The following is a 10,020-nucleotide window of genomic DNA, read 5'->3' on the forward strand; positions in this document are numbered from 1 at the left end:
TCCCATGTCCGCGTCAGCGAAGTCAGCGAAGCTGCCCCCCTTCGACCCGGTCGACCCGCTCGGCCTCGACGACCTGCTGGAGCCGGAGGACCTGGCGGTCCGGGACACCGTGCGCGCCTGGGCGGGAGACCGGGTACTGCCCCACGTCGCCGACTGGTACGAGAAGGGCGAACTGCCCGGCATCCGGGAGCTGGCCCGGGAACTCGGCGGGATCGGCGCGCTCGGCATGCCCCTTCGCGGCTACGGCTGTGCGGGCGCCTCGGCCGTGCAGTACGGGCTCGCCTGCCTGGAACTGGAGGCCGCCGACTCCGGCATCCGGTCCCTGGTCTCCGTACAGGGCTCGCTCGCCATGTACGCGATCCACCGGTTCGGCGGCGAGGAGCAGAAGCAGCGGTGGCTGCCGAAGATGGCCGCCGGTGAGGTCATCGGCTGCTTCGGGCTCACCGAACCCGACCACGGCTCCGACCCCGCGGCCATGCGGACGTACGCCAAGCGCGACGGCGGGGACTGGGTCCTGAACGGTCGCAAGATGTGGATCACCAACGGATCCGTGGCCGGTGTCGCCGTGGTGTGGGCGCAGACCGACGACGGAATCCGCGGGTTCGTGGTGCCCACCGACAGCGCCGGGTTCTCGGCGCCGGAGATCAAGCACAAGTGGTCGCTGCGCGCCTCCGTCACCAGCGAGCTGGTACTCGACGACGTACGGCTGCCCGCCGACGCGGTACTGCCCGAGGTGACCGGGCTGCGCGGACCGCTCAGCTGCCTGACGCACGCCCGGTACGGGATCGTCTGGGGCGCGATGGGCGCGGCGCGCGCCTGCTTCGAGGCCGCCGTCGACTACGCGAAGTCGCGGGAGCAGTTCGGGCGGCCCATCGGCGGGTTCCAGTTGACGCAGGCCAAACTCGCCGACATGGTGGTCGAACTGCACAAGGGGATACTGCTCGCCCATCATCTCGGGCGGCGCATGGACGCCGGCCGCCTGCGTCCCGAGCAGGTCAGCTTCGGCAAGCTGAACAACGTCCGCGAGGCCATCGAGATCTGCCGCACGGCCCGCACCATCCTCGGCGCCAACGGGATCTCGCTCGAATACCCCGTGATGCGGCACGCGACGAACCTCGAATCGGTGCTCACCTACGAGGGCACCGTGGAGATGCACCAGCTGGTGCTGGGCAAGGCGCTGACCGGGATCGACGCGTTCCGGTAGGCCCGGTGGGGGCAGGGCCGGCGAGCGGCCCTGCCTCAGCTCTGGTTGTAGAAGCCGTCCGACCGGTGCGCCGCGGGCTCTCCGCTGACGACCTCGGTGTCGGCCGGGCTGAGCAGGAACACGCGGTTGGACACGCGCTCGATGGAACCGCGCAGACCGAAGATCAGCCCGGCGGCGAAGTCGACGACGCGCTTGGCGTCACCGGCGTCCATGGCGGTGAGGTTGATGATGACGGGGATCCCGTCCCGGAACAGCTCGCCGATGGCGCGGGCGTCCCGAAAGCTGTCCGGGGTGACCGTGCCGATGCGGCGGCCCCTCTCCTCGGCGACGTCCGTGGCCACCTTGACCCGCGGATCGGTGACCCAGGCGTCCCCCGGCTCGGTCCCGTCGGAGTAGTCGTCGTCGTAGTAACGCTCGTCTTCGTTGTCGTCGACGAGGCCAAGCCAGGCACTTGCCTTGCGTACCGATCCCATGGACGCCTCCTCTCACAGCGGTCCTTCTTGCTTTCCGCATCCCTATGGTCGTCCATGATGCGGATGGCGCGCCAAGTGATGGGACGCCGCGCGGGGGGTTTGTGACGGTACTGGTGCACGACGAATCCGTCGAGAGCCCAAGCACCCCAAGGCCCCTGACATAAGCGGATGCTGACTGTGAGTGAAATATGATTCTTCTCGGCGTATGGGTGATCGGTGGCGCGTACGGGTGAACGCGACAGTCGATACGATGCCGCCGCTCCACTTCGCGGCATCCACGGGGGAACGTCATGTTCGGAATGGTCAGGCCCTGCCGGCACCGGCTCGGTGAACGGCTCACTGCTCAGTGGACGGCACACCTGTGCGGGCTGTGCCTGGCGTTGCGCGGGGACCACGGGCAGCTCGCACGCGTGGTCACCAACTACGACGGGCTGCTCGTCTCGGTCCTGACGGAGGCTCAGGCGACGCGCGCGGACGCCGGACGACGCACGGCGGGGCCGTGTCCGCTGCGCGGCATGCGGACCGCCTCCGTCGCACACGGTGAGGGCGCACGACTCGCGGCGGCCGTCTCGCTGGTCCTGGCCTCCGCCAAGGTGCGCGACCATGTGGCCGACGGGGACGGGCTGCTGGCCCGCCGACCGGTGGCGCGCGCCGCGCGCCGCGTCGCCGAGAGCTGGGACCGGGCCGGGGCGCGGACCGGTTCGGACGTCGGGTTCGACACGGCCGTCCTGGTCGACGCCGTCGACCGGCAGACCGGCATCGAGGCATTGGCCGGGCCGGGCACCCCGATCCTCACCGTCACCGAACCGACCGAGACCGCCACCGCGGCGGCCTTCGCGCACACCGCGGTGCTCGCCGGGCGCCCGCACAACGCCGGGCCGCTCGCCGAGGCCGGGCGTCTCTTCGGCCGGCTCGCCCATCTCCTGGACGCCGTGGAGGACCGGGAGGCCGATGCCGCGGCGGGCGCGTGGAACCCCCTCGCCGCCACCGGCACCCCCCTCACCGAGGTCCGCCGGCTCGCCGACGACGCCGTGCACGGCATCCGGCTCGCGCTGCGCGAGGTGGAGTTCGGTGACGGCACTCTGGCGTACCGGCTGCTCGTCCATGAACTGCCCAACTCCGTCCACCGTGCCTTCGACACCGTCTCTTGTGCCCACGGCTCCGGCCCCTACGCACCGCCCGGCACACCGGGCGTGCCCGGTGGTCCCGGAGGCCCGACGCCGCCCGAGCCGCCGCGCCGCGACCGGCGCGGGCTGCTCGCCGGCTGCGCCGTGTGGCTGGGACTGGCCTGTACGTGCCAGATGTGCTGCGGCACTTACGAGGACCCCTGGAGCCGGGAGCACAAGGAGGCGGTCTGCTCCCGGTGCGACTGCGGCGGGTGCTGCGACTGCTGCAACTGCTGTGAGTGCTGCAGCTGCTGCGGCGAGGACGGCGGCTGCGACTGCGGCTGCGACTGCTGAACCGGCGTCAGGGGAGACGTTCGAAGGGGGCTCCGTAGAAGGAACCGGAGGGGCCGACGGGGGAACCGGAGGGGAATCAGAGGGCAACCGGAGGGGCGACTTCCGGACACCTCGAGGCGGGTGACGGCCGAAAGGCACTCTTGCGCCGACCGGTCGTTCGGCCGAATACTCACCCCCAGCGCTTGTCAGGGGCACGGCATGTTCGGAATCCGGACGGCCGGTCCCCTGACTGCGCCTCACGGGCCCGAACCCCACGGGGCCCCCTACTTCCTTTGTGGAGGAACGAGAAGTGAGGATCAAGCGCACCACCCCCCGCAGCGGCATCTCGAGACGCACCCGGCTGATCGCCGTCTCCACCGGCCTCGTGGCCGCCGCCGCGATCGCGATCCCCAGCGCGAACGCGTCCGAAGCACCCACCACCTTCAGCTCCGCCGAGCTCAACAGCGTCAGCGGATCGGTGCTGAAGGCCGACATCCCTGGCACCGCCTGGGCCGTCGACAGCAAGACCAACCGGGTCGTCGTCACCGTCGACAGCACGGTGTCCCAGGCCGAGATCGCGCAGATCAAGCAGCAGGCCGGTGCCGACGCCGGCGCGCTGCAGATCAAGCGCACGCCCGGTACGTTCAGCAAGCTCATCCAGGGCGGCGACGCCATCTACGCGAGTAGCTGGCGCTGCTCCCTCGGCTTCAACGTCCGCAGCAGCAGCGGTGTCGAGTACTTCCTGACCGCCGGTCACTGCACCGACGGCGCGGGCACCTGGTACTCCAACTCCGCCCGCACCACGGCCATCGGCACGACCGCCGGCTCCAGCTTCCCGGGCAACGACTACGGCATCGTGCGCTACACCGGTTCCGTCAGCCGCCCCGGCACCGCGAACGGCGTCGACATCACCCGCGCGGCCACCCCGGCCGTGGGCACCACCGTCATCCGTGACGGCTCCACCACGGGCACGCACAGCGGCCGGGTCACCGCGCTCAACGCGACCGTGAACTACGGCGGCGGCGACATCGTCTCGGGCCTCATCCAGACCAACGTGTGCGCCGAGCCCGGTGACTCCGGTGGTTCGCTGTACGGCAGCAACGGCACCGCGTACGGTCTGACCTCCGGCGGCAGCGGCAACTGCAGCACCGGCGGCACGACCTTCTTCCAGCCGGTGACGGAGGCCCTGAGCGCCTACGGCGTCAGCGTCTACTAGGTCCACCGGGTCGACGGACCAGCAGCGGGCCGTCCAGGAGGACGGGTCGGGGGCCGGCCGGTACCACCGGCCCCCGCAGCCGGCAGCATGACGAGCCCCCGCACGGCAACCGCCGTGCGGGGGCTCGCTCTTGTGGGGGCACGGAGTTACCTGTTTCTTGCGAGGAGGCCCCGGCGTGCACGCCGGGGAGGAATCGCATCCGGGTGTCGCGACGCGGAGCGTCGCCGCATCCGGTCCGGGGCTCGGAGCGCCCGTACCGCTGTTGTTGTCGCCGGGTTGATGCGAACGCGTGTGCCCGTGGTCGCCGGTGGGGGTGGTGACCGTGGGATCGGGGTGCGTCTGTGCGGCTGTCGTACGTACGGTCCCTCAAGGAGCCCGAGGCGGCACAGTGTCCCGTGCGGGAGCGAGATCGGGGGCGCGATGGCGCAGGTGCGGGCGGATGCGGGGGCCGGGCATGCCCGGTACACCTACCGGTTGCGCGTGTCGTCCGCTGCCCGCACCGTCCTGGCGGCGGAGCGGGACCGGTGCCGCTGGGTGTGGAACGAATGCGTCGCCAAGTCCAGGGCCGTGCACCTGCACAACAAGTCCACCGGCCAAAAGGCCACGTGCGGCCCGGCTCAGCTCGACAGGATGCTGACCGAGGCCCGCGCCCGCACGCCGTGGCTGCGTGCGGGCTCGTCGGTTCCCCAGCAGCAGGTCATCCGCGACTTCGGCCGCTCCCGCGCCAAGGCGCACAAGGACATCAAGGAGCGCCTGCCCGGGGCGCGCCGGGCCGGGATGCCGCAGTGGAAGACCAAATGCGAGGCACTGCCGACCCTCAACTACACCCGGCGCGGGTTCCGGTTGAAGGACGGCCGGCTGCACCTGGCGGGCGGCATCGCCGTGACGGTGGTCTGGTCGCGGGAACTGCCGGCCGAGCCGTCCTCGGTACGCCTGTACCAGGACAGCCTCGGCCACTGGTACTGCTCGTTCGTCGTCCCCGCCCGGCTCCAGCCCCTGCCGAAGACCGGCCAGGTCCTCGGCGTCGACTGGGGCGTGAGGGAGACCGCGACCACCACGTCCGACGCGCACGACCTGCCGCACGCCGAGCACGGCAGGAAGGCCCGAACCAAGCTGGCCCGATACGACCGGATGATGGCCCGCCGCAGGCCGAAGAGGGGCGAGGCGACCTCGAAGGGCTACCACAAGGCGAGGAAACTGCGGGCGAAGACCCACAAGAAGGTCGCCCGGCAGCGGGCGGACACCGGCCGCAAGTGGGCCAAGAAGGTGGTCCGCGACCACGACGCCATCGCGGTCGAGGACTTCCGACCGAAGTTCCTGGCCAGGACCACCATGGCCCGCAAGGCAGCCGACGCCGCCATCGGCGCCACCAAGGCCGCCCTGATCGAGATGGGCCGCAAACACGGGCGGGACATCCGTCTCGTCCATCCCGCGCACACCACGATGGACTGCGCGCACTGCGATGCGAGAGCCAAGCACGCACTGCCGCTGGGTGAGCGCACCTACACCTGCACCGCCTGCGGAACCGTGTCCCCACGGGACAAGAACTCCGCACGCGTCATGCTCGTCCGGGCTGGTCTCCACCCGGCTGGTGCCGAGGGCGCAAGACCTCCCGGAGTGCTGCTCCGGGAGGCGGCCTGAGCCAGGAATCCCCTCCCCGGAGGGAGGGGAGGATTCAATTTCCAGACTGCGAACGTCAGCGAGACCCCGGAGGCCTCCACGCCCCAGACCCTCTCGATCGCGGCGGCCGGAAACCTCGCCTCGACGCTCGTCGAGGACCTCGGCGCCGACGCGGCGGGAACGTACTACGACGCGAAGAGCAAGAGCCTCGTGGTGAACGTGCTCGACGAGGCCGCCGCCGAGACCGTCGAGGCGGCCGGAGCCAAGGCGAGAGTCGTGGCGAAGTGCCTGCGGTACGCACACGGACGTCCCGTCCCTCCATGCGAGGGGCGGGACGTTTTCGTGTGTCCGCCCGGTGCGGGAGGCACGGTCGCCGTGCGGTGTTCTGTCACGCATTGCACCCAACAGGCCTGTTTATTCCACTTGATGACTCCTTATCAGGTGGCGTCGTGCGCTGTCGGCTGTCGCGGAAAGTTTTTACCGACGCGTAACTTCCCTGTGTGGCTACTCGCCCGTAACTTGACGAGTGAACAACATCCTCGTGATCCGGGTCACAGGGCGCAAGGCCGTCGCATTCTCCCCTCGACGCGCAAGGAGATCACTCGATGCTGCCCTGGAAGCGAGTGGCCAGACCGCTGGCCGCACTGCTGCTGGCCACCGCGGCCCTCACCGTCCCCACCGCCACCGGCGCCCACGCCGCGGCTGCACCCGGCTCGGGCTGGAACGACTACACCTGCAAGCCGTCCGCCGCCCATCCCCGTCCCGTCGTCCTGGTCCACGGCACCTTCGGGAACTCCGTCGACAACTGGCTGGGCCTCGCGCCCTATCTGAAGCACCGCGGCTACTGCGTCTTCTCCCTCGACTACGGTCAGCTCGCCGGAGTCCCCCTCTTCCACGGCCTCGGCCCCATCGAGCGGTCCGCGGAACAACTCGACGCCTTCGTCGACAAGGTGCTCGCCGCGACCGGCGCCACCAAGGCCGACCTCGTCGGACACTCGCAGGGCGGCATGATGCCCCGCTACTACCTCAAGTTCCTCGGCGGAGCCGACGAGGTGAACGCCCTCGTCGGGATCGCGCCCAGCAACCACGGCACCACCCTCAGCGGCCTCACCAACCTGCTGCCCTACTTCCCGGGCGCCGGGGACCTGCTGAACGAGACCACCCCCGCCCTCGCCCAGCAGATCGCCGGCTCCGACTTCCTCACCAAGCTGAACGCGGGCGGCGACACCGTGCCCGGCGTCCGCTACACCGTCCTCGCCACCCGGTACGACGAGGTGGTCACCCCCTACCGCAGCCAGTACCTGAGCGGGCCGAACGTGCGCAACGTCCTGCTCCAGGACCTGTGCCCGCTCGACCTGTCCGAGCATCTGGCGATCGGGCTGCTCGACCGGATCGCCTTCCACGAAGTCGCCAACGCCCTGGACCCGGCCAACGCCCGCCCCACCACCTGCGCTTCGGTGTTCAGCTGACACGTGTAGCCGGTGACACGTGTAGTCGGTGATACGTGTAGTCGGTGACACGTGCGACCGGTGACGCGCATGCCGGGGGCCTGTCCGGCCTGAGCCGCCGGACAGGCCCCCGGGTACCGGGCGGAACCGGGTCAGCGGCCGTTCCGTCCGCTCGCCGCGCGCCGCCGGTTGGAGGCGAACAGCGCCGCCGAACCGAGCGCCAGCGCAGCGGCTCCGCCGACCATCAGGTACGGGGTGTTCCCGTCGCCCCCGGTCTCCGCGAGGTTCTCCGAAGCACCGGCCGCCTTGGGCTGGTTGGGGGTGGTCCCGGCGGTGTCGTCGGTGGCGTCGCCGGCCGCCGCGTCGGAGCCGTCGTCCGGGGTGTCGCCGGAGGCGTCGTCGGCCGCCGGGGTGGGCTGCGCCGTGGTGTGCGGGTCGTCGTCCCCGTGCCCGTGGTTCTCGATGGTCGACTTCTCGGCGCCCTCCTCGACCTGCTTCTCGGAGGGCGCGGAGGCGACCGGCGCCGGGGCGGCCGCGCTCTTGGGCGCGTCGCCGCCGGACCCGGCACCGCTGCCGGCGGTGCTCTTGTTCGCGGTGCCCCCGGCCGCCCCGCCGAACGTGACGTCCGAGCAGGAGTAGAACGCCTCCGGACTGTCCGAACGCTGCCACACCGCGTACAGCAGCTGCTTGCCGGAGCGCTCGGGGAGGGTGCCGGTGAACGTGTAGAAACCGCCGGAGGCGGCCGGGTCGGTGGAGGTCGCCACCGGGTTCGCCAGATCCAGGTCGCCCCAGCCCAGCGGCTTGGACGGGTCGTAGCCGGGCTTGGTGATGTACACCTCGAAGGTGCCCTTGTGCGGGGCGGTCACCCGGTACTTGAAGGTGTACGAGCCGCTGCTCACCGGAGTGGTCGGCCAGTCGTCGCGGACCAGGTCGAGCCCCTTGAACGCCTCGTTGTTCGCACTGCACAGCTTGCCGTCGGGGATGAGCTCCTCGTGGCGTCCGCCCGCGTCGCCGATGCGTATGCCGTTCCAGTCGTAGAGCGCCTGGGTGCCGCCGGCCGCGACCGCCGCCCGGCACGCCGCCGACTTCGGACTCTCCGGTCCCTCGGCGAAGCACTGCGCGACCCTGCTGACCGGGTCGCCCATCGAACCGTGCGCGGCCGCCGGTGCGGCGGACAGCCCGGTCAGGGCGAGCGGGACGATACCGACGGCGGCGACGGCGGCCTTGCGGCGTGCGGTCATGGGGCAGCAACTCCTCGGAACGATCACTGGACTTGGGGGAATCCCGTGGGGGGACGGCTCAGAAACTAGCCCCAAGGAACAGTGAGATCGCCTGGCAGAGGCTGTGCGAGGAGATCCTTATGGCCGCGTTAAGGAAGTGCTCAGGCTGAGATCAGGTAGGCGGCGTACGCGGTGTGACGGACGCCGCCGACCGGACACGCTCAGCCGTCCGGCCACCAGGTGCGGGCGATGTCCTCGCGGATCTCCGGGCGCGTGGCCGGGCGCTCGCCGGTCTTCTCGCGGATCCGGCGGGCTTCCGTCTTCTTCGGGGGCTTCTGTGCGGTGACACGGCGCATGGCTGCCTCCTTCGGGGCCCACGGACACCGCGGTCCCGCAGGGGTGGACCTTTCGGGGGAGAGTTCCCCATCGGGCCCGATCTGTCTGTGGCCCCGATCACGAATCGATTGTCAGTGGCAGCTGTCACTCTTGACCCATGACCGATGACAGTGACGTCACGGGCACGGTGGGTGTCGACTGGGACCTGGCGGCCGCGGCCTTCGACGAGGAACCGGACCACGGGCTGCGCGATCCCCGGGTGCGCGAAGCCTGGGCCGTGCGGCTGCGTTCCTGGCTGCCCGTCCGGGCGAGCGATGTCCTCGACCTGGGCTGCGGCACCGGCAGCCTCTCCCTGCTGGCCGCCGAGCAGGGGCACCGGGTGACCGGGGTCGACCGGTCCCCGGCCATGGTGGCGCTCGCCCGGGAGAAGCTCGCCGGACACGACGCGGTGTTCCTCATCGGTGACGCCGCAGCGCCCCCGACGGGGGAGCGGCGTTACGACGTCGTTCTCGTGCGGCACGTGCTGTGGACGCTGCCCGATCCGGCCAGGGTGCTGCGGCACTGGCGGGGGCTGTTGCGTCCCGGTGGCCGGTTCGTGCTGGTGGAGGGGTTCTGGGGGACGGTGAGCCCGGTCGGCATACCGAAGGACCGGCTCGCCGCGCTCCTCGCCCCGCTCGCCGCACGGGTACGGATCGAGGGGCTGTCGGACGAGGCGGCGCTGTGGGGGAGGGAGGTGGGTGACGAGCGGTACGTGGCGGTCGCGATGCCGGAGTGAGGCGGGCCCGGCCGGCCCACCTCTTCACCTCAGGAGCGCGTCGAAGCGGTCTCCGCGGGCTCGGGCTTCCAGTTCGTCGAGGGCGGCGACGGCGGTGGCCGCTGCCCGGGGGTCAGCCTGCGGGAGGCCGCTCGCTGCGAACTCGTCCTCGTCGAGCCGTCGTACGTCCGTGCCGTCGGCGGAGCGCCACAGGTCCAGGTCGAGGTCCTCGACCACCAGCTCCGTACCGGTGAGCACGGCCGGGCGGGTGATGTCGCAGTAGTGGCCCTTGAGGGTGCCCCCGGCGGTG

The 10,020-nt window shown here is 71.1% G+C and carries 10 protein-coding genes and 1 pseudogene; 7 read left to right on the forward strand and 4 right to left on the reverse strand.

Annotated features, from left to right (window positions below; all coding sequences use genetic code 11):
- The first annotated feature begins 4 nt into the window (after positions 1–4).
- Entirely contained in the window at positions 5–1,204 is a 1,200-nt protein-coding gene (locus DIZ27_RS35910) for an acyl-CoA dehydrogenase family protein (protein WP_109382606.1), read from the forward strand.
- A 35-nt stretch (positions 1,205–1,239) separates the two neighbouring features.
- On the opposite strand, the gene DIZ27_RS35915 is transcribed toward DIZ27_RS35910, so the two are convergent.
- Positions 1,240–1,677 carry a cell division protein SepF gene (locus tag DIZ27_RS35915; RefSeq protein ID WP_109382607.1) on the reverse strand — a complete coding sequence of 146 codons (438 nt, stop codon included), beginning with the start codon at positions 1,675–1,677 and terminating at the stop codon, positions 1,240–1,242.
- 290 nt (positions 1,678–1,967) lie between these two features.
- On the opposite strand from DIZ27_RS35915, the gene DIZ27_RS35920 reads away from it, so the two are divergent.
- From DIZ27_RS35920 to DIZ27_RS35940, 5 genes and pseudogenes are all read left to right on the forward strand, one after another.
- Positions 1,968–3,137 carry a DUF5685 family protein gene (locus DIZ27_RS35920; protein WP_109382608.1) on the forward strand — a complete coding sequence of 390 codons (1,170 nt, stop codon included), beginning with the start codon at positions 1,968–1,970 and terminating at the stop codon, positions 3,135–3,137.
- A 289-nt stretch (positions 3,138–3,426) separates the two neighbouring features.
- Positions 3,427–4,332: a S1 family peptidase gene (locus DIZ27_RS35925; protein ID WP_109382609.1), complete on the forward strand. Its 906-nt coding sequence runs from the start codon at positions 3,427–3,429 to the stop codon at positions 4,330–4,332.
- Positions 4,333–4,752: 420 nt separating this feature from the next.
- Positions 4,753–5,973: an RNA-guided endonuclease TnpB family protein gene (locus DIZ27_RS35930; protein WP_109382610.1), complete on the forward strand. Its 1,221-nt coding sequence runs from the start codon at positions 4,753–4,755 to the stop codon at positions 5,971–5,973.
- 30 nt (positions 5,974–6,003) lie between these two features.
- Positions 6,004–6,243 (forward strand): annotated as a pseudogene (locus DIZ27_RS47785) (S1 family peptidase); the annotation flags it as partial.
- A gap of 314 nt (positions 6,244–6,557) precedes the next feature.
- Positions 6,558–7,421, forward strand: coding sequence for a triacylglycerol lipase (locus DIZ27_RS35940; protein ID WP_109382611.1), 864 nt, complete (start codon positions 6,558–6,560; stop codon positions 7,419–7,421).
- Between the two features lie 131 nt (positions 7,422–7,552).
- On the opposite strand, the gene DIZ27_RS35945 is transcribed toward DIZ27_RS35940, so the two are convergent.
- Positions 7,553–8,641, reverse strand: coding sequence for a lytic polysaccharide monooxygenase (locus tag DIZ27_RS35945; RefSeq protein ID WP_109382612.1), 1,089 nt, complete (start codon positions 8,639–8,641; stop codon positions 7,553–7,555).
- 200 nt (positions 8,642–8,841) lie between these two features.
- A complete protein-coding gene (locus DIZ27_RS47790) occupies positions 8,842–8,976 on the reverse strand; it encodes a hypothetical protein (protein ID WP_258308691.1) in 135 nt (44 codons plus the stop codon).
- A gap of 137 nt (positions 8,977–9,113) precedes the next feature.
- Between DIZ27_RS47790 and DIZ27_RS35950 the strand changes: the two genes are divergently transcribed.
- Entirely contained in the window at positions 9,114–9,731 is a 618-nt protein-coding gene (locus tag DIZ27_RS35950) for a bifunctional 2-polyprenyl-6-hydroxyphenol methylase/3-demethylubiquinol 3-O-methyltransferase UbiG (RefSeq protein ID WP_109382613.1), read from the forward strand.
- A gap of 24 nt (positions 9,732–9,755) precedes the next feature.
- Here DIZ27_RS35950 and DIZ27_RS35955 read toward each other — a convergent pair.
- Positions 9,756–10,020, reverse strand: a 265-nt coding sequence (locus DIZ27_RS35955; RefSeq protein WP_146229050.1) for a DUF402 domain-containing protein, incomplete at its 5' end; no start/stop codon positions are given.

The organism is Streptomyces sp. NWU339 (assembly GCF_003143855.1).
GTDB lineage: Bacteria > Actinomycetota > Actinomycetes > Streptomycetales > Streptomycetaceae > Streptomyces.

Bases quoted from the DNA above. Each gene is read 5' to 3' on its own strand.
- DIZ27_RS35910 (WP_109382606.1), top strand. From the start codon at position 5: ATGTCCGCGTCAGCGAAGTCAGCGAAGCTGCCCCCCTTCGACCCGGTC.
- DIZ27_RS35915 (WP_109382607.1), bottom strand. From the start codon at position 1,677: ATGGGATCGGTACGCAAGGCAAGTGCCTGGCTTGGCCTCGTCGACGAC.
- DIZ27_RS35920 (WP_109382608.1), top strand. From the start codon at position 1,968: ATGTTCGGAATGGTCAGGCCCTGCCGGCACCGGCTCGGTGAACGGCTC.
- DIZ27_RS35930 (WP_109382610.1), top strand. From the start codon at position 4,753: ATGGCGCAGGTGCGGGCGGATGCGGGGGCCGGGCATGCCCGGTACACC.
- DIZ27_RS35940 (WP_109382611.1), top strand. From the start codon at position 6,558: ATGCTGCCCTGGAAGCGAGTGGCCAGACCGCTGGCCGCACTGCTGCTG.
- DIZ27_RS35945 (WP_109382612.1), bottom strand. From the start codon at position 8,641: ATGACCGCACGCCGCAAGGCCGCCGTCGCCGCCGTCGGTATCGTCCCG.
- DIZ27_RS47790 (WP_258308691.1), bottom strand. From the start codon at position 8,976: ATGCGCCGTGTCACCGCACAGAAGCCCCCGAAGAAGACGGAAGCCCGC.
- DIZ27_RS35950 (WP_109382613.1), top strand. From the start codon at position 9,114: ATGACCGATGACAGTGACGTCACGGGCACGGTGGGTGTCGACTGGGAC.